The sequence below is a fragment of the Alkalibacterium sp. f15 genome (assembly GCF_049389645.1).
Lineage (GTDB): Bacteria > Bacillota > Bacilli > Lactobacillales > Carnobacteriaceae_A > Alkalibacterium.
This window is the reverse complement of record NZ_CP186540.1, coordinates 18,216-41,417: the sequence shown is the minus strand read 5'-3', so window position 1 is coordinate 41,417 and position 23,202 is coordinate 18,216. Positions and strand designations below refer to the sequence as shown.

Genomic DNA, 23,202 nt, shown 5'->3' with positions numbered 1-23,202 from the left:
TGTAAAAAGAGAGTGGACGGTGAGTCTGCTTTTGGAACTTGTTTATGAAAAACCATTCAGAAAATGCAAAAAAGGCTGGGGCTTTTGTCCCGGCCTTTTTCTATGAATATTAATGGATGAATTGCCGATACACATACTGGATCGGTCTGAAGTAACGCCGCTCGGAAGGAGGGGTACTCGATATAGCTTGAATCAATCCAGGATACAATTGCAAGTGTCCGTCATAGACACAAATCGAGTGAACCGATTCGATAACATCTCTGGGATGCATCAGGTTCGGACGATTGTAAGGGGACAAGACACCTGCGGACTGTAAGAGTGTTGCCACGAATTCTGAACAAAAGAAATGATCAGGCCGTTCCCATGAATACTGAAAGTAAGCAGGTAGCAAGCCTAGCAAATTGTAATGCCAGTCAAAAGGATTCAATTCAAAAGACTGAAGGTGCGTGTGAATTATTTGCCATTCCTGGTCGCTGACCTGGAGGGCATATACCCGACCGCTGGACTCTTTATAAAAGGGATGACTGAAGTCTTCTTTTGCGAAACCAGCCATGAGCGGATTTATCGGTTGGCGCCGTCCAAAGCTGTAGACCTCGGATAAGGATGCGTCCAAGGATATGGACAAATGATTATAAGGATACCGGCTGAATAGGCGGATGCCTTGACTAAGTACTGTTTGATTGTTGGTTTCAATTAGATAGACGATTGGCATGATGATTCCCTCTCGATTACAGTGATTTTTTTAAAATACGATGACATCTGCCAGATTCGAACTGACGACTTCTTCTTTACGAGGGATGTGTTCTACCGACTGAGCAAGGCAGGCGAAAGGGGAAGGCGAAATGTACCTGCTGCCTCTGTCCCAAGGATTTCGGTATAGTCACTTGTTTACTTTAAGTGTCTGGTACGAGAAAATCAAGTCATTTTTCAAGTTGTTTAATTGTTTGAGGCGTGCACCTCTCGTAATTTGGTGTCTGACAAGTTTTTCAACACGGTACTTTTACTTTTATTACTGCGATTTCTTGTATGTTTTGAATAGTTATCTAGAGGTAATCATTTTGTTAATAAAATGAAGTGAAAGGCTGAGATATCTGTCCCAGCTCTTCCCTTCATTAAAATAGTACCAGGGATGATCATCGTTAAAGAAAATCTTTTTCGTGAATGATGGGGCTCCTTTCACTGTGCGTATTGATATACATGTTTCGACAGGTGTATACTCAATCTGTACATAATTAATGAATCGATCTAAATCGTAATTAACTAGTTGAAAGGAATCAGGAATGACTTACATGATAGAATTTAAAAATATTTCGCTGACGTATCCCAATGGACTTGAAGCATTAAAAAAAATCAATTTGAAGATTGAACAAGGTGAATTTGTTGTTATCGTAGGTCTCTCTGGGGCCGGTAAATCAACATTGATTCGCTGTATCAACCGGCTGACTGACCCTACCTCAGGTCAATTGTTGGTGGATGGGGAAGATGTGACGTATCTAAGAGATAATCGTCTGCGTTCTCTGCGTACTAAAGTGGGTATGATTTTTCAGGATTACAACTTGGTAAAGCGTCTATCCGTTTTACGTAATGTAATGGCTGGGCGTTTGGGGCATACTGGGACATTAAAAAGTTTGCTCGGTATTTTTCCGCAAAAGGATTTAAAGTTAGCCATGGATAATTTGGAACGTGTAGGGATTAAAGAAAAAGCTTATGTACGTGCCGATCAGTTAAGTGGCGGACAACAACAGCGTGTCAGCATTGCACGAGTAGCCACGCAACAACCCAAAGTGATTTTAGCTGACGAGCCCGTAGCTTCTCTGGATCCCCCAACTTCTCATATGGTGATGAAAGACTTGCGACGCATATCCAAAGAGGATAATTTAACTACAATCGTAAACTTGCACTTTATCGATATGGCGATGGAATATGCGGATCGTATCATCGGCATGCGTGATGGTGAAATTGTCTTTGATGGTCCCATTTCTGACGTCACGGAAGAAACCTTTGAACAAATATATGATCGTCCAATTCGCGAAGATGATAAGCGAGGGGATGAGGCCGATGGCGAATAAAGCATCACGATCTGATGGAAAAATCCATATTGTTTCGCGTCACTTTGTAGCTAAAACAATCATCGTATTAATTGTTGTCGTCTTAATGTATTTAGCCGCCTTGTACAGAACCGAGGCTGATCCAATAAGTTTGATTAGAGGCTTAGGCATCCTATGGAACATGGTTTTTACTGACTTACTACCACCAGACTGGGGTTACTTCTCCACCAGCTTTAAGTACTTAGTGGAAACATGGAACATTGCGCTACTTTCTACAACCTTTGCAGCAATCATTGCATTACCTCTGACTTTTTTGGCTTCGAATAACATCAATAAAAAACCTTATTATTATCGTCTAGTTCGTACGTTGTTAAATTTTTTTAGAACGATTCCGGATATTATCCTCGCTATTATAGTGGTTGCATTTATGGGAATGGGTTCTGTTTCGGGCATTGTTGCATTAACGATATTCTCATCAGGTATTTTAGCGAAAATGTTAAGTGAAACAACCGAAGGTATTAACCAAGGGCCGTTGGATGCCATTATGGCAAGTGGTGGGAATAAACTGCAGATCATCCGGTATGGTGTAATACCACAAATCTTACCTTATTATGCATCTTATACTCTGTATGTACTTGAGATGAATGTGAAAGCTTCTGTCGTTCTAGGTTTCATTGGAGCTGGGGGGATCGGTCAGTTGTTGAATAGGAACATGAAATTCTTCCGATATGACCGTCTGTCCATGATTTTGCTGGTATTATTTATCACCATCACAATTATTGATTTTGTTAGTAACAAAGTAAGGGGGTATTTAGAGTAATGACTGACCAAAAAAAGATATCTTTAAAAAAAGAAAAAGATAAGTCTACCAAACGCATGTTGGCGATTATCGTTTTCCTGTTGGCTTTCTTCTATATATCCGCATTTTGGAGTCAAGATTGGACGATACCAGGGTCGCGCGTTTCGCCTTTAGTTATTTTGTACCGTATGTTTATCGTACCTTTTACATCGGTAGAGTATTTGGAAAAATTCCCGGTCCGCATTTCAGAAATACTGGAAACTATAGCAATCGCTTATGCGGGAGGAGTTGCGGCTTCAATCATTGCTATTCCGATTGCTTTTCTAGCGTCTCGCAATATTGGCGGGCATTTCAATTACATTGGCAAAGCAATATTGAACGCAATTCGAGCGATTCCTTCGATCATATTCGCTATTTTATTCGTTGCGGCCTTGGGTGTCGGACCTTATCCGGGAGTAATGGCAATCAGTATCAATTCCATCGGGATGATTGGCAAATTTTATGCTGAAGTGATTGAATCTATCGATATGAATACGGTGGATGCGATTCGAGCGAGTGGCGGGAATCGGGTCCAAGCCATCTGGTACGGCGTATTACCTCAAGTGTTACCGGATTTTGCCTCTTTCTCAATTTACCGTTTTGAAATTGACGTACGTGCCTCGACCATACTAGGACTGGTTGGAGCGGGCGGAATCGGTGTCCCATTGATGATCGCTCAACAACAACGTAATTGGGAAGATGTAGGGGTCATCCTTATCATCGTTATTGTGTTCGTAACAATTATTGATAAATTAAGTGGAAAAATACGAGAAAAACTCGTATAACTGATATCATTATAAAAAATCCCATCCGGTCGGTGATAGACCTGGTGGGATTTTATCTATGGAGCTATTATCTGTTTAGATACTTGCTGCCTTCACGAATACTGAGTGGATGAAGTTGCTCCTTATAACGGTCAATAAAAGTAGAAACCCAATCAGGATTCGTCTTGCTATAATCTCGTAATATCCATCCGATGGCTTTATTGATAAAGAATTCAGAACTACCTAAATTGTTCTTAATAATTTGTTCAAGTAAAACTGTATCCGTCTGGTCTCTACGGTGGCGCTGGTGATTGATGGCGATGCGTCTCAACCAGATACTCTCATCGACACTCCACTCTAAAAGCGTCTGATTAAGTTCTGGATACTTTAATGCTAATCCACCAATGACTTTATCCAAGCTATCGATCGTATCCCACCATGGTTTTTTAAGAGCTAATGCTTTTATTTTTCCAACATCTGATGGAACCAACTGATGTTGTTTCAATGAGAGGTAATCACTGGCAATATACTGACACTCACGAAACGGCAGCTCCCAGTAGCTATTCAAAAAATTCCAGTCAACAGAAGCTTCTTTTTTTGCCGATTTTAAATAAGGTCGTACAAGTTCACGCCTTTTCGTTGCAGGAATTCCTAAAAATTCAAACTGGTCTCGCATGTATCTTTTCATATGAATAGCCCGGTCAGCAGCTCTGTTTTCTTTTAATTCTTCCAACAAAGTCTCTCCATTCAAGTTAGTCACTCCTCCGATGAGAATTAATTGATTTTCAATTATTATAACTAGATCCTAACTATGTTAAATTGATAATATCATAGTTAGGGACTAAGAAAGAAACTTTTTCAAAAAGGAATAGAGTTGGTTTAGGCTGCTGTTCGTTAGTAAACATAGACTGTTTTTCTGGCAGCAACCATGATTATAAACGCAATCGGCCCAAGCGTGCCCTTCACAGAGCGGAAGCAGACACGAAGGTCACGCAATCGGCCCAAGCGTGCCCTTCACAAAGAGGAAGCACACACGAAAGTCACCCAATTGGCCCAAGCGTGCCCTTTACTAAGTGGAAGCACCCACGAAAGTCACGCAATTGGCCCAAGCGTGCCCTTCAGAAAGAGGAAGCACCCACGAAGGTCACGCAATCGGCCCAAGCGTGCCCTTCAGAAAGAGGAAGCACCCACGAAGGTCACGCAATCAGCTCACGCGTGCCCTTCATCAAGTGGAAGCAGACACGAAGGTCAAGCAATCGGCTCACGCGTGCCCTTCACAAAGAGGAAGCACAAGCGGAGGTCACGCAATCGGCCCAAGTGTGCCCTTCACAAAGAGGAAGCACCCACGAAGGTCACGCAATCAGCTCACGCGTGCCCTTCACAAAGAGGAAGCACCCACGAAGGTCACGCAATCGGCTCACGCGTGCCCTTCACAAAGAGGAAGCACCCACGAAGGTCACGCAATCGGCCCAAGCGTGCCCTTCATCAAGTGGAAGCACAAGCGGAGGTCACGCAATCAGCTCACGCGTGCCCTTCACAAAGAGGAAGCACCCACGAAGGTCACGCACAATCGGCTCAAGTGTGCCATACACAAATGGGGAGGCACATATTATTAGCAACACTATAAACAAAACAATAGTAATAATGAAGCAATCGCTCAGCGATTGCTTTCTTTTTTATATTTAAGTGCATCTAGAATAATTCTGCTTCTGTTCTTTATAATTATAAAAGTCATTCAGTCTCTCAAGAATCAGTGTTATAATAGTAGAGATTGAAAAAGGAAACAGGAGGACGGTTATGTTTAAAGTTGGTTTTGATACAGATAAATATTTAAAAGAACAGTCTGCCTATATATTGGAACGGGTAGAAAATAGCGAAAAACTGTACTTGGAATTCGGTGGTAAGTTGATTGGCGATAAACATGCTAAACGTGTCCTGCCGGGCTTTGATGAAGACGCAAAAATGAAATTATTGGCAACTTTAAAAGACAAAGCAGAAATAATCATATGTGTCTATGCAGGTGATATTGAGCGCAATAAAGTGCGTGGAGACTATGGCATTACGTATGACCGCGATGTTTTACGGTTGATCGATGAATACAGAGCATATGGTATCCCGGTTAACAGTGTCTTGATTACACGATACCAGGAACAGCCTAATGTAAAGATATTCATGTCTAAATTAGAACGCAGTGGCATAAACGTGCATACTCACCATAATATTGAAGGTTATCCGACAAATGTGGATGCGATCCTCGGCGAAGAAGGATTTGCTAAAAATGACTATATCGAAACAACAAAACCTTTAGTAGTCGTTACGGCTCCAGGCGCAGGTAGTGGGAAATTGGCTACGTGCTTAAACCAGCTTTTTCATGAATATGCTCACGGAAATAAAGCCAGCTATGCAAAATTTGAAACATTTCCTGTTTGGAACATGCCTATCAAGCACCCGGTCAATATCGCTTATGAAGCAGCAACGGTTGATCTGAAAGATGTAAATATGATGGATAATTATCATTTTGAAGCCTACGGAGAAGTAGCGGTTAACTATAACCGCGATGTTGAAATGTTTCCAGTGATAAAACGTATCATCGAAAAAATAACGGGTAAACCATCTGTTTACAAATCACCGACTGACATGGGTGTTAACCGATTGAAATCTGGAATTATCGATGAAGATGTCGTAGTGAAAGCAGCAAACGAAGAAATTATTCGTCGGGCATTTTCGGTAGAGAATGATTTCAAAAAAGGCTTGGCGGATGAAGATACTTTACGCAGGATTCAATTGATTCTGGAAGAATCTGACCTGAAAAAGAAAGACCGGACAACAGTAAGAGTTGCACGTTCTTATGCAAAAGAAGTAGAAGCGTTAATGGATGATTCAAATTTACAAGCGGTTATTGCGATCGAATTGAATAATGATGAAATCATTACGGGTCGAACTTCTTCACTGATGGATGCTTCAGCAGCTGCAGTGTTAAATGCGCTAAAATCATTGGCAAATATAGCTGATGAGATCGATTTGTTGACACCTATGATTTTAGAGACGATCCAACGTTTAAAAACAGACGAACTGAATAGTAAAGTACCAACTCTATCCGCTAACGAACTGCTCATTGCTTTAGCAATAAGTGCCGTGACTAATCCGACAGCCCATCTTGCATACAAACAATTGTCCCATTTGAAAGATGCTCAAGCCCATTCAACGGTTATCATGAATCATGAAAATGAACAAACTCTAAAAATGCTCGGGATGGATATTACAAACGATCCGGTTTATGCAACTGGAAATTTATATTATAATTAATATCAAGCTTATTTAAGAACATTTATAAATTAAACGAAAGAGAGTGATTCGATGAATACAACAAAAATTGGAATAGTCGGCTATGGTAATTTGGGCAGAGGGGTCGAAACGGGGCTGAAGAACTCAGACGATTTAGAATTAGTAGGTATTTTTTCCAGACGTAAGCCTGAGCAGTTGGATACATCGTCACCAGCGTATCATATGGATGAGCTGGCTGCATTTAAAGATAAAATCGATGTCTTGATATTATGTGGTGGTTCACAAAAGGATATACCCGTTCAAGCGCCGGAATTGGCAAAGGCATTCAACACCGTTGACACCTATGATAATCACAATGAAATTCCAAATCATTTCAATAGACTTGATAAGATTGCTAAAGAACATAACACAGTCGCTGTTCTTTCAACTGGTTGGGATCCAGGTTTATTTTCACTCAATCGATTATTTGCTGAATCAATATTACCAAAAGGTGAAACGTATACTTTCTGGGGTCCAGGGTTGAGTCAGGGACATAGCGATGCGGTCAGACGTGTTTCAGGCGTAAAAAATGCCGTACAATATACCGTACCAAGAGAAGAACTTGTGGATGCAGTTAAAAATAAAGAAGCAGTTGATTATGACAAATTGTCTGCGCACAAACGTGTGGTTTATCTTGTCCTTGAAGAGAAAGCAGACGAAAACAAGGTAAAAGAAATAATTGTCACTATGCCTGATTATTTTGAAGGTTATGAAACAGAAGTCAACGTGATCGATCAAGCAACGTTTGACAAAGAACATGCCGGCATGCCTCATGGCGGAACGGTTATGAGACAAGGGAAAACTTCAGAATCAGAAACTGCTATCTATCAGTTCGGTTTGGATTTAGATTCAAATCCAGAATTCACAGCTGCCGTGGCGATTGCTTATGCGCGTGCAGCTGGCAAGTTAGCGCGTGAAAATCAATTTGGAGCAAAAACCGTCTTTGATATTGCACCATCATATCTCTCACCAAAAAGTGCTGAAGATTTAAGAAAAGAATTACTCTAAAAAAAAAGCAGAAAGTGAAGAAGGCAACTTCTTTACTTTCTACTTTTTCTTTGTTTGGCCAAAGCCTGTTTCGCCAGATTATCGGCGCCTTTATTTTCTTTTTCAGGGATCCATTTAATCTCGTAAAAAGACAAATGAGCAAGTGACGACATGATCGATTGAAACACTTCTACGTATAGAATGTTTTTGATATGGTTTTTTTTGATTGCTTCTGCAACCAGTTGACTATCTGTATGAAAAACCGTCCACTCGTTGGTCCGTTGTTGTTCAATGGGCCAATTGACGGCATGATAGAAAGCTAACAGTTCTGCCAGGTGGTTGTCTTTCGTCGATGAAAGAGGGATGGATAATTGTTCGTAGAGATTTTCTCCGACGATCACCAGCCCAGCTCCTGCTATTTTTTCATTTGGGGATACTGCCGCATCACTATAAATTTTCAACATCTTGACCCGCTCCATAAAACAAATAGAAAAAGCCAGACTCAAACGAGAGCTGACTTTACTGTTTATTAGATATCTTCATTAGTCGTTTCAACGACACTGACATTGGTAGCTTGAGGACCGCGTGATCCCTCCACTATTTCAAATTCTACTGTTTGGCCTTCATTTAAAGCTTTATATCCATCCATGTTAATACCCGTGAAATGAACAAAAACATCATCTTCATCGTTATATTCTAAAAAACCATAACCTTTTTGATTGTTAAACCATTTAACAGTACCTGTAGTCATCGTTTTACCCCCTAATGAATCCTTAAGTATAGTTATCTAACGCTTTCAGTATAAAGGATAACGGTTTCATAGTCAATCATAGAGGTTATACGAAGTTTAAGTTAAAAAGCAGTACTGAGTGTGCTAGAATAAGAAAGAATCTAATGTTGAGGAGCAATTATTTATGAAAGAATGGAAAATCGAACATTTAACACATTCGTATGGTATGAAAACCTTATTTGACGACGTATACTATTCGATAAAAGAAAAACGGAGAATTGGATTGATCGGCGTCAACGGTACAGGAAAAACGACTTTTTTACGCATCGTTGCGGGAGAGTTGAAACCAGATGTGGGAGACATATCAAAACCTGGTGAGTTTGACATAAGTTATCTGAGTCAAAAAAATCAATTGGATACAAATAAAAGTATTTTTGATGTTGTATTTGATGGAGATTCTCCTATGATCAAAGCAGCTAAAAACTACGAAGAAGTTTTAATGAAATTAACCAAAGAACCGACAAATCCAGTCGTTCAGCAGGCTTTCACGGAAGCAGAGAAAAGAATGAATCAGGAAGATGCTTGGAATGTCAACGCACGTGCTGATGCGATATTAAACAAGCTGGGATTAGAAGACAGTGATAAAATAGTAGGTGATTTATCAGGTGGACAGCAAAAACGAGCGGCTTTAGCACAGGTGCTTATTCAAGAACCGGATTTACTTATTCTTGATGAACCTACCAACCATCTTGATTTTCAGATGATTGAATGGTTAGAGGGATATTTAGCCAGCTACCGTGGGTCACTCCTGATGGTTACGCATGACCGATACTTTTTAGACCGAGTTGCAAATGAAATCGTTGAACTGGATAACGGAAAAATGGAACAGTATCCTGGAAACTATCAGCAGTACATCGAACTGAAAGCTGAAAAAGAAACAACAGACCAGCAGATTGCTCATAAGCAGAAACAGCTATACAAACAGGAACTGGCGTGGATGCGTGAAGGTGTTCGAGCGCGCGGAACCAAACAAGAAGCACGAAAAAGTCGCTTCTCTCAGTTAGAAGAAAAAGTTAAGGGGCATGAAGTTAAATCAGAATTAGAGTTACAGTTATCGGGGACGCGATTAGGCAAAAAGGTCCTGGAAATGGAAAATGCCTCAAAAAAAATGGATGAGACAGTTATCTTGAATGAGTTCAACTTACTGATTCAACATACAGATCGAATAGGTATTACTGGGGTAAATGGCGCAGGGAAAACAACATTCTTAAATATTCTAGCAGGTGAAGAACAACTAGATGATGGTCTGTTTATTATTGGTGAAACTGTTAAAATTGGATATTATAAACAATTGAATGAAGAATTCGACGAAGAGAAACGGGTGATCACTTATTTAAGAGAGATTGCAGAAGAAGTGAAACTTTCTGACGGTTCATCTATAAGTGTGTCACAGTTGCTCGAACGTTTTCTGTTTAAACGTTCAATGCATGGTTCACCAATCAATAAATTATCGGGTGGAGAAAAACGTCGGTTGTATTTACTCAAAATATTGATGCAGCAACCCAATGTATTACTCTTGGATGAACCAACTAATGACTTGGATGTTCAGACATTAACTATACTGGAAGAGTTTATTGGGCAGTTCAATGGTGCGGTTATTGCAGTTTCCCATGACCGCTATTTTATTGACAAGATTGCCAATAAATTGCTTGTATTTAAAGGTGACGGAGAAATTGAAGAAAGTTATGCCACGTTATCTGAATATCTAGAACTGAATGATCAGACTAAGAAAGAAAAAAAAAGAAAACCTCAAAAAAATGTTGAGAAACCAAAAGACAACAGCCAAGAAAAAAAAGCACTAACGTATATGGAAAAGAAAGAATGGGAAACCATAGAATCTGAAATTGAATCACTGGAACTAGAACTTGAAAAAGTACAAGCTGAGATTGAAAATGTTGTTATTGATCATGTGAAATTAGCTGATTTAACGGACAAGCAAACTAGATTAAATCGTCAGCTGGAAGAAAAGTATAGCCGATGGGAATATTTTGAAAAGTACAGCATTAATAAGGAGTGAGGCAAATATGGAAAAAGAATATCTCGATTTAGCTAAACGTATTTTAGATGAAGGTACTGAAAGACAGGATAGAACCGGCACAGGAACAAAATCGGTTTTTGGTCATCAGATGCGTTTTGATTTACAAAAAGGATTTCCCTTGCTGACGACTAAACGTGTCTTTTTCAAGCTTATCAAAAGCGAACTCTTGTGGTTCTTAAAAGGAGATACGAATATCCGGTATCTCTTAGAGAATAATAATCACATTTGGGATGAATGGGCTTTTGATAAATATGTCAAGAGCGATGATTATAAAGGTCCCGATATGACGGACTTTGGTTTGCGCTCACAAGAAGATGAGGAATTTAAAAAAGAATACAGTAAACAAATGGCTACGTTTAGAGAAAAAGTACTGGAAGACGATGCGTTTTCAGAACAATACGGTTCACTTGGGAATGTTTATGGTGCTCAGTGGCGTGCTTGGCAAAAGAAAGACGGCGGATTAATTGATCAGATACAGAATGTGATCGAGTCGATTAAAACGAACCCCGATTCTAGACGTCATATTGTATCAGCCTGGAATCCGGAAGAAATCCCGACAATGGCATTACCGCCTTGTCACACGTTATTTCAATTTTACGTCGAAGGCAATAAACTCAGTTGCCAACTCTATCAACGGAGTGGGGACGTCTTTTTAGGTGTGCCTTTCAATATAGCAAGCTACGCGTTACTCACACATCTCGTGGCTCAAGAAACCGGTCTGGAAGTTGGAGATTTCGTACACACTTTAGGAGATGCGCATTTATATTTGAATCATATGGATCAAATTAACGAACAGCTTTCAAGAGAACCAAAACCATTCCCAAGCATTAAATTAAACAAAGATAAAAGCATATTTGATTTCGAAATGGATGACATTGAAATCATCGGCTATCATCCACATAAAGCGATAAAAGCACCAATAGCTGTCTAAATAGCCGATTAATTGTTATATGCAATTTAATAGTTTTACAACGCAACTATCGAAAGGGATGCTTTTATGATAACGTTTGTTTGGGCGGAAGATGAAAATGGAGTGATTGGCAAGAATGGTGAATTGCCATGGCATTTGCCGGCGGATATGCAATTTTTCAAGCGTGTGACATTAACCGGAGATGTCGTGATGGGCAGGAAAACGTTGGAGAGTATACCGAATCCTCCTTTGAAAAATAGAGCGAATTTTGTGTTAACATCAAATAAAAACTTTTCTTTACAAGGCGTTAACGTTTGTCATTCCAAATCTGAGATCTTAGAAGCGACAAAAGAATCAGAGAAACCTCTGCATGTCATCGGAGGGGTATCCTTATTTGAACTATTCATAGAAGACGTCGATATGCTATATCGTACGGTCATCCATGAATCGTTCGAAGGTGACACTAACATGCCACCGATCGACTACACCAAGTTTGAACTGATAGAAGAGAAACAAGGTCATGTCGACGAAAAAAATAAATATCCGCATACATTTCAAATTTTTAAAAGAAAATAAATCGAATATTAAAAAATAAAAAAAGATGCCTGAATGAGTTTAACGGACTCATCCAGGCATCTTTTTAATTGATTCGATTTTAAGTGTAGAGATAAATGGAAAAGAACATGCAAATGGTTCCTGTTAAAACAAACAAATGCCAGACAACGTGCATATATTTAACATTTTTCAATCGATAAAACAGAGCTCCAACAGTGAATGAAAGGCCGCCAGCTACTAGCCAGATAAATCCTCGCATCCCTAAGCCCTGATACAAGTAATGTATGAAGAATATTGAAATCCATCCCATTGCGATGTAGAGCCAGACAGACAATCCTTGAAACTTTTTGAACCAGACGGTTTTATAAAGGACACCTAGAAACGCAATTGTCCAGATCAGTGTGGTTAAAAAAATTCCCAAGTTACCGCCTATGGTGATAAGCATATAGGGCGTATAGGTACCCGCTATCAGCAGAAAGATGCTGCTATGATCGATTATCCGAAAGACTTGCTTTGCTTTTGTAAAGGCTAAACTATGATAAAGAGTGCTGGACAAGTAGAGCAAAATGAGTGAAACACCGTAAATGGTATATGATGTTAATTCTACTATACCGCCGATCTCCAGTCCTTTTTGAATGAGAAAGACTAAAGCAATGATACTTAATATGACTCCAATACCGTGAGTAACTGCATTCAAGACCTCATTGACTATCAAGTATTTCCTGGTAAATGCTGGTGTTTTTATTTGATTTGACATTGGGACCCTCCTTGACCTCTCACTTTCTGTACGAATATACAAAAATTTGGTATACTACTGTAGAAAGATTTATGTACTTTACTATTATTTTTTATTATAACATAGAAGATAATTAGATACATGTAAAAACTATAAGTGACTCAACACATTTGCAGAAGGAGAAGATGTTATTTGACTGATACAAGAGGCAATAGAACAGCCGACCACAAAGGTAGCGGCTGGAAATGGGCATTCCTTATCTTATTACTATTAAATATCGGTGTGATTATTTGGTTGGGTATCCAGTTGAATGCTTTTTCAAACAATGAAGAAGTTCAGCCAGAAAGTGAAGAATTTGTTATTTCAGGTGATACATTGGAATTTGAATTAGTCACTGATAAACAACAAGTCAACCGAGTGATCAATCTTTATCTGCAGGAAGAACTGGATGAACGATTTTCAGGATATACGGTTATTTTCGATGAGTTAGTTGAACTGGAAGGGGCATTGAATGTCTTTGGATTTGATGTTGATTTTGGTTTATACATGGAACCCCTCGTCATGGATAATGGGAATCTGCAACTTCGTGCGCAAAGCATACAATTGGGATCGTTTGATTTACCCATCGGTATTGCTTTAAATATTTTAAGTCAGCAAATGGAATTACCCGAATGGATCAAGATAGACAGTGAACAAGAGTATATTTTAGTTGCATTTTCTGAGTTTGCCTTGGAGAATGACATGCAGTTTAAAATGAGAAAAGTAGACCTAGAGGCTGATGACATAAGGCTGGATATCCTTTTGCCAGAAGAAGCGATAAAATGATATACTGAGATTGTTTAAAATCTTTATGTAGAAAGGATTTTCTTGATTGGAAAAAGCATTATTTGCAGGAGGATGTTTCTGGTGTATGGTTAAGCCTTTCGAAACAATGAACGGAATAGAAAAGGTTGTTTCTGGATACACAGGCGGTCATGTGCCCTATCCTACTTACGAACAGGTGAAAGCGCAAAAAACAGGACACACAGAAGCCGTATTGGTTCACTATGATGAATCCATACTCTCATACGACGATTTATTAACTATATATTGGCAGCAAACAGATCCGACGGACGCTATGGGTCAGTTTATGGATAGAGGAGAGAGTTATCGTCCCGTTATATTCTATTATAATACTCACCAGAAGATCAAAGCGGAAGCTTCTAAATATCAGCTCCAAGCATCAAATCAGTATGATAAACTTATTGTTACAACAATAGAAGCAGCAGGGCCTTTTTATGCTGCAGAAGAAGAACATCAGGAATTTCATAAAAAAAATCCGGCTGTTTATGCAAGAGAAAAAGAACAGCGAAAACTATGGGCCGAGGCACATACTCAGGAGGTCAGTGAATGAGACGCTCTTTTTATCATTATGTGAAAACGTTAAGAGATCCCTATAAGAAAGATGAGCTGACGTTATTTGCTAATGCGGTCGATAAGGATGGCACATTTCCCAAGCAATCAAAAAATTATGACGAGATATCAAACTATTTAGAGATGAACGGGGATTATGTCGTTTCTATGGATGTCTTTGACAAAGTCTTTCAATTATACGAAGATAATAACAAATAAAAATATTAGAGGAGAATGTAAGATGAGTGTACACATAGAAGCAAAAAAAGGTGAAATCGCCAAAACAGTCTTAATGCCTGGAGACCCACTCCGCGCGAAGTATATAGCTGAAACATTTTTAGAAGATGTTAAACAGTATAATACAGTAAGAAATGCCTTTGGTTACACTGGAACGTATAAAGGAGTAGCCATTTCAGTTCAGGGAACGGGTATGGGCATTCCTTCGGTTATGATTTATGGTGAAGAGCTTATTCAGGAATACGGCGTAGAAAACCTCATTCGTGTGGGTTCTGCGGGTGGAATGAAAAAAGAAGTTAAAATTCGTGATGTTGTTTTAGCTCAAGCAGCGACAACAGACTCAAGTTTACACCGTCATATTTTCAATAATCAAGTGGATTTTGCTCCTATTGCTGACTTTGATTTACTCAGACATGCATATGATGTAGGTATGGAGAAAAACATGTCGATTCGTGTCGGTAACGTACTCAGTGCAGATCGTTTTTATAATGAAGAACTAGACAAACAAAAATTAGCAGATTATGGTATATTAGCAGTGGAAATGGAAGCAGCGGGACTCTATTCACTCGCAGCTAAACACAACAAGAGAGCCTTGGCTTTGTTGACTATCAGTGATCACTTATTGACCGGAGAAGAAACAACATCTGAAGAAAGACAAACAACGTTTAACGATATGATGATCATTGCTCTGGAAGCAGCATTAAGAATGGAAGCAAACAAGTAAATTTTAGAGAAGAGGCATCCTATGCAAAACGAACCAAATGAGACCAAAGAGACTAAGAAAGTCAGTTTAACCTTTTACGTTGCGTCTTTACTGATTGTACTTCTCATAGCGGTTTTAGGAACGGTCTGGACGTTGGATATTGTCCAAAGCTCCTCTAATGAAACAGTTTCTGATACTAATTCAGAAGAAGTGGACTCTGATTCTGAAGAAATCGATTCATCTATAGATTTTCAACCACTAGAAGAGGTTTATTCGATTTTGATGACTCAATATTTAGAAGAAGTGGACTCAGATACGTTGATTCAAGGCGCTTTATCAGGAATGGCCGACTCCTTGGATGATCCTTACACCACCTATTTAGATGAAGTGGAATCCTCTTCTATGAATGAGGATATTGAAGGGGCATTTGAGGGTATCGGTGCTGAAGTGATGAAAGAAGGAGAGTACGTTCGCATTATTTCTCCTATTGCAGGTTCACCAGCAGAGCAAGCGGGATTATTGCCAAATGACCTGATAGCTGAAGTAGATGGTGAATCCGTCGCTAAGATGTCAATCAATGAAGCAGTGGCGTTGATCCGCGGACCTCAGGGTTCTGAGGTCAAGTTGCTTATCGTTAGAGGAGACCGTGAATTTAATGTCACGATCACGAGAGACTCTATTCCGGTTGAATCGGTTGTTTATGAATTAGATGCTGAAAACCCAACGATTGGATATGTGCACATCACCAATTTTAACCGACCAACCTATCAGGAATTAGTGGATGCCATTGAAGCTTTGGAAAAAGACGGTGCCGAATCATTTATTTTCGATGTCAGAGGTAATCCAGGTGGTCTTCTGGATTCTTCCTTAAAACTTTCGAACATTTTTGTAGAAGATGGCAAACCGCTTATGCAGTCACAAGGTAGAGATGAAGAACCTTATATTTATACAGCCAACTCTGACGAGTTAGGAGAATTTAAATTCGATAAGGACAGTGTCTTGCTTATTGACGGTGGTAGTGCCAGTGCATCAGAAATTTTAGCTGGAGCAATGAGTCAATCAGCTGATATTCCTTTGATCGGTCAAGCGACATTTGGCAAAGGAACGATACAAAATGTCCTGGATATTACCGGTGATGGTGAAATCAAGTTTACTGCTGGGAAATGGCTGACAGCTGATGGCACGTGGATAAACGAAGAGGGTATCAATCCGGATATCGAAGTGGAAATGCCCGAATACATCAACTTATTATATATTGATCAAGAAGAAACATATGCGATCGGTGACGTCTCTGAAGAAATTCAGAATCTCGAAAAAATACTTGATGCATTAGATTATGATGTTGGTGCAGTAGATTTCACATATGATGAAGAAACCGAAGAAGCAGTTAAATCGTTCCAGGCAGAAAATGATTTAGAAGAAGACGGCGTTGTGACAGGTACGACAGCCCGAACACTTATTGATAGACTGCGAGAACTAATAGAAGAAAACGATACCCAGTATGATGCAGCAGTTGAATATTTACTGGAAAATTAATAACAAGGAGAAAGAAAATGATGGGTTGAGATATTTGCCCAATTATTTTTCTTTCTCTATCTTTTTTAAATATGGAATGGAGAGTAAGTCAGCTTATGAGCGAAAATTCTTTTACGCCACGAAGAGAAAAATTTAATAAAAAACCACAAAAGGATAAATCTCTTTTTCAGGAATTATTAAGCACGTTTATCTACATTGTTGTAATAAGCGGCATTTTTCTAAGTATTAGAGTCTATGTTGTAGCGCCTGTAAGTGTTGAAGGGGCTTCGATGGAACCTACTTTAGAAGATCAGGACCGTTTGCTACTTTATAAACTGGGTGATATCGAGAGATTTGATGTTATTGTTTTTCCAAAACCAGACCCAGAATCTGGTGAATCTGATAAGAACTACATTAAAAGAGTCATTGGCATACCAGGAGATGAAATTGTCTTTCAGGATCAGACACTGTATATCAACGGAGAAACAATCGAGGAAGACTATCTTGATTTGACAGGAGTAAATGAATCTGATTTACAATCGCTCAATAGTAACTTTAACTTGGCTTCGCTACAAGGCGTAGAAAAAGTGCCGGAAGACACATTCTTTGTTTTAGGAGATAACCGAGTTAATTCAACAGACAGTCGCTCTTTTGGTTTTATAGATAAAGAGTTAGTCACTGGAAGAACAAATATACGTATATGGCCTCTGGATCGTTTTGGGCTGATCAATTAAGATTAACATTTAGATGAACGATTGATGTTATAAAAGAAAAGAAAGGAGAGGATAGAGACATGATACAATGGTACCCGGGTCATATGGCTAAAGCCAAAAGACAATTTTTAGAAAAATTAAAGATGGTCGATGTCGTATTCGAACTGATCGATGCACGTATTCCTTATTCGAGTAGAAATCCAGATGTTAAAAACATGATCGGAAACAAGCCTCATATAGTCGTTTTAATGAAAAGTGATTTAGCTGATCCTAGACAAACGGCCGCATGGCTTAAAGACTACGAAGAAAAAGGCATACCTGCTATTTCAATCAATGCGAAAGAAGGCCAAGGTCTTAAAGAAATTTTAAAGTTAACAAAAAAAGTGTTGAAGCCTTTCTTTGATAAACGAGAAGAAAAAGGCATGAAACCTCGCGCAATTAGAGCAGTATGCGTGGGCATACCAAATGTCGGGAAATCGACCCTTATCAATCGTTTTGCACATAAAAACATTGCAATAACTGGAAATAAACCAGGTGTCACTAAAGCGCAACAATGGATCAAATATGGAAAAGAACTTGAACTGCTAGATACCCCAGGGATTCTGTGGCCTAAATTTGAGGACCAGGAAGTGGGTAAAAAATTAGCTGTAACAGGCGCGATCAAAGACGCATTATTACATCTCGATGATATTGCCCTGTATGGCATGAGTTATTTAACAGAACACTATCCAGGGGCTATAAGTGAGCGCTATAAATTAGCTGAAGGTTTAGAAAAAGAACTTGAACTGCCTGATTTACTTTTGGAAATCACCAAAAAAAGAGGCTTACGAGATGATTATGATCGTGGGGCAGAAATGTTCATCCATGAGTTGAGAAACGGACAGTTAGGAAGGATAACCCTTGAACGACCAAAAGACTTCTATGCAAAAGACACTAACGATCAAACAAATCAAAGATAGCTTGAATGCGAACGTTGACATATCGCCTGACTATGTTAAAGAGTTGAAAGAAGACCCTAGAAAAGGTATTCAATCAGCCATTAAGCAATATGAAACAAAGATTGAGAAACAAGCCTTGCTCTATGAAAATTATGAATTGATGCAAGCTTATGAGAGAGCTTATCGAAAGAAAGGCAAGCAGTTCATTGCAGGCATCGATGAAGTTGGAAGAGGACCACTTGCGGGGCCGGTAGTTTCTGCTGCAGTGATCTTACCTGAAGAACCTGATTTAGTTGGGATCAATGATTCCAAACAACTCAGTGAAGCGGAGCGGGAAAAATGGGCGGTAAAAATAAAAGAGGTTGCTTTAGCAATCAATTATTCAATCGTCTCTCCTGAAATCATTGATTCCTTGAATATTTATCAAGCTACGAAAGTATCGATGAAGGAATCTGTGGAAGGTTTGGCTATCCAGCCTGATTGTCTGCTGATTGACGCGATGCGCATCAATAGTACGATTACTCAGGAAAAAATAATCAAAGGGGATGCCAAAAGTATTTCCATTGCTGCAGCATCCATTATTGCAAAAGTCACGCGTGATAATATAATGAAAGACCTAGCGGTAAAATACCCGGGGTATGGATTTGAAAGAAATGCCGGTTATGGAACGAAAGATCATTTAGAAGGATTAAAAAACTTTGGTGTTACGCCCATTCACCGTCGATCGTTTAGACCAGTAAAAGATTTACTTTGAATCGCCAATAAAAAAAGTGAGTTTTTATTTCTTTCAACAATGAAAGAGATAGGAACTTACTTTTTTTATTAGGAGATGAATAAATGCAAATCAGCAACAATGAAGAATTTTTATTTGTAGTGGCGCACTGTCCTTTTTTAAGTCACCGTGAGAAGTGGAAATGTGTCATCGATACTTTACCTGAATTAAGTTGTTTCACTCATTTAAAAGAGACGAATTACCTTCTCACGTATGCAAAAAAGCAGAAGTTCAATCAGTATTTAAACGAGTTTGACGTTAGGGGGGTCAAAGAAAAATATAAGAAAGCCTACCTTCATACCGTTTCTCTTAATTCACTGGACTATCCTGATGCTTTGAAAAACAGTTACGAACCACCGATTTTATTGTTTTATAAAGGAGATTTTTCTTTGCTCGATCAGCTCCTGATCGGCATGGTCGGGGCACGCGACTGCACAGAGTACGGCAACAAGGTACTGGATCATCTTATTCCTTCTCTTGTAAGCAGTAATATGGTAACTGTGAGTGGACTGGCCAGAGGTATCGATACACTTGTTCACACCAAAACGATTGAAAATGGTGGAAAGACGATTGCAGTGATCGGTAACGGTATTGGTTACAGCTATCCTAAAGAGAACAAAGCACTCCAGGAGAACATTGCCACCCATCATTTATTGATATCGGAATATCCATTAAATGCAGCTCCCAGAAAACATCACTTTCCTTTACGTAATCGGATTATTGCCGGTCTTTCTCGCGGCACTGTTGTCGTAGAAGCCAAAGAAAGAAGTGGCAGTTTGATTACGGCACGTATGGCTCTCGAAGAAGGAAGAGAGGTATTCGCCGTACCCGGTTCGATTTTCAGTGAACATTCAAAAGGTTGTCTTGACCTGATCAAATTGGGCGCCATTTCCTGTCAATCACCCGAAGATATTTTTGATGAATGGAATCTGGCTTTTGTGAAATAATTAATTAAATATATTTTTTAAAGTTGACAAAGTTAATTCATATGCCATATGATAGGTTACGATTCTTAATAAGAACGATAACAAGACGCATTGATAGTAATAAGCGCAAAAAAATATGGTAAAAGAGGAAGGAGCCTGCAATTTGGCTTATAAATATTTAGTCATTGTAGAATCGCCTGCAAAAGCAAAAACAATAGAAAAATATTTAGGGAGAAACTATAAAGTAGTAGCCAGTTTAGGACACATCAGAGATTTACCGAAAAGTCGTATGGGTGTCGATTTTGAAAACGACTATGAACCTGACTATATAACGATTCGTGGTAAAGGTCCGGTTATCAAAGATTTAAAGAAACATGCAAAAAAGGCTGAAAAAGTTTTTCTCGCAGCTGACCCGGATAGAGAAGGGGAAGCTATAGCCTGGCACTTAAGTTTTTTACTCAAGCTTGATAATGTGGAAAAAAATAGAGTCGTTTTCAATGAAATCACTAAAGACGCTGTGAGGAACGCACTGAAGAATCCGAGAAACATAAATGAAGATTTGGTTCATTCCCAGCAAGCGAGACGGATACTTGACCGTATCGTGGGTTATCAAATCAGTCCATTACTCTGGAAAAAAGTTAAGCGTGGATTGAGTGCAGGACGTGTACAATCCGTTGCCTTGAAGATAATCTGTGACCGTGAAGAAGAAATAAAAAACTTCAATCCGGAAGAATACTGGTCAATTGAAGCTCAGTTTAAAAAAGAGAAAAAAGTCTTTGAAGCAAATTTTTATGGACTCAACAATAAAAAGACAAAACTACCCGATAATGAAGCTGTACAAGAGGTCATGAACAAACTTGATCAGTCTGGTGAGTTTGATGTCACTAAAGTGATCAAGAAAGAACGTAAACGTAATCCTTACGCGCCATTTACAACCAGTAGCCTGCAACAAGAAGCCGCAGGGAAACTGAATTTTAGAACACGAAAAACGATGATGGTTGCGCAGCAACTTTACGAAGGAATCTCATTAGGTAAAGGCGGAACCACAGGACTGATCACTTATATGCGTACAGATTCAACCCGTCTGTCACAGACGGCAAAACTAGAAGCAAATGAAGTGATCGTCAGTGAATACGGGGCAGAATACGCTGCAACGAATCCAAAAAAACAAAAGAATATTGAATCCGCTCAAGATGCGCATGAAGCGATCAGACCGACAAGTGCGATGAGAAAACCAGAGGATATCAAGAAAAATCTTTCAAAAGATCAATTTAAATTGTATCAATTGATTTGGTCTCGTTTTATTGCAAGTCAGATGAAACCAGCGATTTATGACACTGTGCGCGTAGATATCGAACAGAATGGTGTCTTTTTCAGAGCAAACGGTTCCCAAATTAAATTTAAAGGTTATCAAATAGTATATGCTGAAAGCAAAAAAGATAAAGACAACATCTTACCTGATTTATCTGAAGGCGATAAGATCAAGCTAGAATCGATCGAACCTAATCAGCATTACACACAGCCACCTGCTCGATACAGTGAAGCTACGTTAATCAAAACACTGGAAGAAAACGGCGTTGGGCGTCCGTCGACGTATGCACCGACCTTGGAAACCATTCAGCGACGGTACTATGTGACTTTACAAAGCAAACGTTTTGAACCGACTGAACTTGGAACCATCGTTAACACCATCATTGGCGAGTTTTTCCCTAATATCGTGGACGTTAGCTTCACGGCTGATATGGAAAAGGATTTAGATGCTGTTGAAGAGGGTAAAAAAGAATGGGTCGAGGTTATCGATCAGTTCTACCGACCATTCAAAGAAGAAGTCACCATTGCAGAAAAAGAACTGGAAGAGGTTGAAATCGAAGATGAACCCGCAGGCTTTGATTGTGAAAAATGTGGCTCTCCGATGGTCATTAAAATGGGCCGTTATGGTAAATTTTATGCCTGTTCCAACTTCCCCGACTGTCGCAACACGAAAGCTATTGTTAAAAAAATAGGTGTGACATGTCCGACATGTAAAAAAGGTGAAGTGGTGGAACGTAAGTCCAAGAAAAATCGTATCTTTTACGGATGCGAAAATTATCCTGAATGTGAGTTCACCTCATGGGATAAACCAATTGGACGCGACTGTCCGAAATGTGAGCATTATCTGGTCGAGAAGAAAACGAAAAAACAAACCCAGGTTGTTTGTTCTAACTGTGACTATAAAGAAGAATCACAAAAATAAACCAACCAGTATAAGTGGAACAACTCGATCACAAATGAGTTGTTCCACTTTTTTCTTTGGGATGAAGAAACTGTTCTGGCCAGTAGCTACAGCTTTTAAAGTTAAGAGCCTCATTAACCCTTGCGAACGCGAACGACGACCGCAAAAGAAAAGTAAGTGTTCATTTGCGCTATGATCACAAAAGGTCGTCTTAAATCGTTTTTCAGGCAAAAGAAGTTCAGGGAAGCATTATTATAGTGCCTCCTCAGAATTTTTCTTGACCGAGTGACCAGTATGATTTTTTTGAGTAGCCACTCGATGCAAAGATTCTAATGAGTGGCTAGTACCACAGGTAAGTAATGCCTACTCATCCAATCGCATCACTGGAGAAGGGAGTATAGACTGCTTGTAGTGACCACCCAGCATTTGTTTTTTGCTAGTCAGTCACTATAGAGGCCTTGTAGTTACAAGTGGATACCTGAGTTTTGTTGGGCGGTCACTATAGGACCCTTTAAGTGACCGCTCAGCGAAAATTGTTATGAGAGTTAAACCTACTGGACCACGGTAGATTCAACTCAAATAACATGCACAGGTGAGTAGCGAGTATAAAATCGACTACCGACCACCGAATGATGAATCATACGTGAGCTATCAGTAAAGGTTACTTCAAGCAGAGACTTTATCAAAATCAAGATATCGATCATTTACTTTTGAGTACAGTCTGTTTCTAGAAATTATTGTATTCCCTATCCTTGATTTACAGATTAACGTTTAAGTCTTATTTTCTTCTACTTTTCTCTATAT

23 protein-coding genes are annotated in these 23,202 nt (G+C 39.3%); 18 read left to right on the top strand and 5 right to left on the bottom strand.

Translation table 11 applies throughout. The features are described from left to right. Window positions 1–109: 109 nt before the first annotated feature. Complete coding sequence (locus tag ACO1PF_RS00175; RefSeq protein WP_423189373.1) at window positions 110–712, bottom strand: hypothetical protein; 603 nt, start codon at window positions 710–712, stop codon at window positions 110–112. A gap of 577 nt (window positions 713–1,289) precedes the next feature. On the opposite strand from ACO1PF_RS00175, the gene phnC reads away from it, so the two are divergent. The 3 genes from phnC to phnE (ACO1PF_RS00160) are packed head-to-tail and all read left to right on the top strand — an operon-like array spanning window position 1,290 to window position 3,671. Beyond that, window positions 1,290–2,069: a phosphonate ABC transporter ATP-binding protein gene (gene phnC, locus ACO1PF_RS00170; protein ID WP_423189372.1), complete on the top strand. Its 780-nt coding sequence runs from the start codon at window positions 1,290–1,292 to the stop codon at window positions 2,067–2,069. After that, complete coding sequence (gene phnE / locus ACO1PF_RS00165) at window positions 2,059–2,868, top strand: phosphonate ABC transporter, permease protein PhnE (RefSeq protein ID WP_423189371.1); 810 nt, start codon at window positions 2,059–2,061, stop codon at window positions 2,866–2,868. Before phnC ends, phnE (ACO1PF_RS00165) begins: the two co-directional genes overlap by 11 nt. Then, a complete protein-coding gene (gene phnE, locus ACO1PF_RS00160; RefSeq protein ID WP_423189370.1) occupies window positions 2,868–3,671 on the top strand; it encodes a phosphonate ABC transporter, permease protein PhnE in 804 nt (267 codons plus the stop codon). The genes phnE (ACO1PF_RS00165) and phnE (ACO1PF_RS00160) overlap by 1 nt, the downstream gene beginning before the upstream one ends. A 67-nt stretch (window positions 3,672–3,738) precedes the next feature. Here the strand turns inward: phnE (ACO1PF_RS00160) and ACO1PF_RS00155 are convergent, their stop codons facing one another. Further along, window positions 3,739–4,401, bottom strand: a complete 663-nt coding sequence (locus ACO1PF_RS00155; protein WP_423189369.1) for a DNA alkylation repair protein — start codon at window positions 4,399–4,401, stop codon at window positions 3,739–3,741. A 1,046-nt stretch (window positions 4,402–5,447) separates the two neighbouring features. Here ACO1PF_RS00155 and ACO1PF_RS00150 point away from each other — a divergent pair. Continuing rightward, window positions 5,448–6,956, top strand: coding sequence for a DUF1846 domain-containing protein (locus tag ACO1PF_RS00150; RefSeq protein WP_423189368.1), 1,509 nt, complete (start codon window positions 5,448–5,450; stop codon window positions 6,954–6,956). 51 nt (window positions 6,957–7,007) lie between these two features. Further along, entirely contained in the window at window positions 7,008–7,982 is a 975-nt protein-coding gene (locus ACO1PF_RS00145; RefSeq protein ID WP_423189367.1) for a diaminopimelate dehydrogenase, read from the top strand. 32 nt (window positions 7,983–8,014) lie between these two features. On the opposite strand, the gene ACO1PF_RS00140 is transcribed toward ACO1PF_RS00145, so the two are convergent. Both ACO1PF_RS00140 and ACO1PF_RS00135 read right to left on the bottom strand, forming a co-directional pair. Then, window positions 8,015–8,425, bottom strand: a complete 411-nt coding sequence (locus ACO1PF_RS00140) for a ribonuclease HI family protein (protein WP_423189366.1) — start codon at window positions 8,423–8,425, stop codon at window positions 8,015–8,017. Window positions 8,426–8,490: 65 nt separating this feature from the next. Then, the gene (locus ACO1PF_RS00135; RefSeq protein WP_410263210.1) at window positions 8,491–8,712 is read right to left on the bottom strand and encodes a cold-shock protein; all 222 of its coding nucleotides are present in this window, start codon (window positions 8,710–8,712) and stop codon (window positions 8,491–8,493) included. 163 nt (window positions 8,713–8,875) lie between these two features. Between ACO1PF_RS00135 and ACO1PF_RS00130 the strand changes: the two genes are divergently transcribed. The 3 genes from ACO1PF_RS00130 (at window position 8,876) to ACO1PF_RS00120 (ending at window position 12,275) form a co-directional block, all read left to right on the top strand. Further along, entirely contained in the window at window positions 8,876–10,768 is a 1,893-nt protein-coding gene (locus tag ACO1PF_RS00130) for an ABC-F family ATP-binding cassette domain-containing protein (protein ID WP_423189365.1), read from the top strand. Between the two features lie 7 nt (window positions 10,769–10,775). Next, the gene (locus ACO1PF_RS00125; RefSeq protein ID WP_423189364.1) at window positions 10,776–11,720 is read left to right on the top strand and encodes a thymidylate synthase; all 945 of its coding nucleotides are present in this window, start codon (window positions 10,776–10,778) and stop codon (window positions 11,718–11,720) included. Between the two features lie 66 nt (window positions 11,721–11,786). After that, window positions 11,787–12,275: a dihydrofolate reductase gene (locus ACO1PF_RS00120; protein ID WP_423189363.1), complete on the top strand. Its 489-nt coding sequence runs from the start codon at window positions 11,787–11,789 to the stop codon at window positions 12,273–12,275. A gap of 79 nt (window positions 12,276–12,354) precedes the next feature. Here ACO1PF_RS00120 and trhA read toward each other — a convergent pair whose 3' ends face one another. Next, complete coding sequence (gene trhA / locus ACO1PF_RS00115) at window positions 12,355–13,011, bottom strand: PAQR family membrane homeostasis protein TrhA (protein WP_423189362.1); 657 nt, start codon at window positions 13,009–13,011, stop codon at window positions 12,355–12,357. 171 nt (window positions 13,012–13,182) lie between these two features. Between trhA and ACO1PF_RS00110 the strand changes: the two genes are divergently transcribed. From ACO1PF_RS00110 to topA, 10 genes are all read left to right on the top strand, one after another. Further along, the gene (locus ACO1PF_RS00110) at window positions 13,183–13,815 is read left to right on the top strand and encodes a YpmS family protein (protein ID WP_423189361.1); all 633 of its coding nucleotides are present in this window, start codon (window positions 13,183–13,185) and stop codon (window positions 13,813–13,815) included. Window positions 13,816–13,861: 46 nt separating this feature from the next. After that, window positions 13,862–14,383, top strand: a complete 522-nt coding sequence (gene msrA / locus ACO1PF_RS00105; RefSeq protein ID WP_423189360.1) for a peptide-methionine (S)-S-oxide reductase MsrA — start codon at window positions 13,862–13,864, stop codon at window positions 14,381–14,383. Beyond that, on the top strand, window positions 14,380–14,601 hold the full coding sequence (locus ACO1PF_RS00100) for a YozE family protein (RefSeq protein WP_071847216.1): 222 nt from the start codon (window positions 14,380–14,382) through the stop codon (window positions 14,599–14,601). The genes msrA and ACO1PF_RS00100 overlap by 4 nt, the downstream gene beginning before the upstream one ends. A 22-nt stretch (window positions 14,602–14,623) precedes the next feature. Beyond that, window positions 14,624–15,343: a purine-nucleoside phosphorylase gene (gene deoD / locus ACO1PF_RS00095; protein ID WP_423189359.1), complete on the top strand. Its 720-nt coding sequence runs from the start codon at window positions 14,624–14,626 to the stop codon at window positions 15,341–15,343. A gap of 21 nt (window positions 15,344–15,364) precedes the next feature. Next, a complete protein-coding gene (locus ACO1PF_RS00090) occupies window positions 15,365–16,858 on the top strand; it encodes a S41 family peptidase (RefSeq protein WP_423189358.1) in 1,494 nt (497 codons plus the stop codon). Window positions 16,859–16,953: 95 nt separating this feature from the next. Next, window positions 16,954–17,571: a signal peptidase I gene (gene lepB / locus ACO1PF_RS00085; protein ID WP_423189357.1), complete on the top strand. Its 618-nt coding sequence runs from the start codon at window positions 16,954–16,956 to the stop codon at window positions 17,569–17,571. Window positions 17,572–17,630: 59 nt separating this feature from the next. Next, window positions 17,631–18,509, top strand: a complete 879-nt coding sequence (gene ylqF / locus ACO1PF_RS00080; RefSeq protein WP_423189356.1) for a ribosome biogenesis GTPase YlqF — start codon at window positions 17,631–17,633, stop codon at window positions 18,507–18,509. After that, window positions 18,472–19,242: a ribonuclease HII gene (locus ACO1PF_RS00075; protein ID WP_423189355.1), complete on the top strand. Its 771-nt coding sequence runs from the start codon at window positions 18,472–18,474 to the stop codon at window positions 19,240–19,242. Before ylqF ends, ACO1PF_RS00075 begins: the two co-directional genes overlap by 38 nt. 83 nt (window positions 19,243–19,325) lie before the next feature. Further along, complete coding sequence (gene dprA / locus ACO1PF_RS00070; RefSeq protein ID WP_423189354.1) at window positions 19,326–20,207, top strand: DNA-processing protein DprA; 882 nt, start codon at window positions 19,326–19,328, stop codon at window positions 20,205–20,207. 142 nt (window positions 20,208–20,349) lie between these two features. Beyond that, window positions 20,350–22,419, top strand: coding sequence for a type I DNA topoisomerase (gene topA / locus ACO1PF_RS00065; RefSeq protein ID WP_423189353.1), 2,070 nt, complete (start codon window positions 20,350–20,352; stop codon window positions 22,417–22,419). Window positions 22,420–23,202 lie beyond the last annotated feature (783 nt).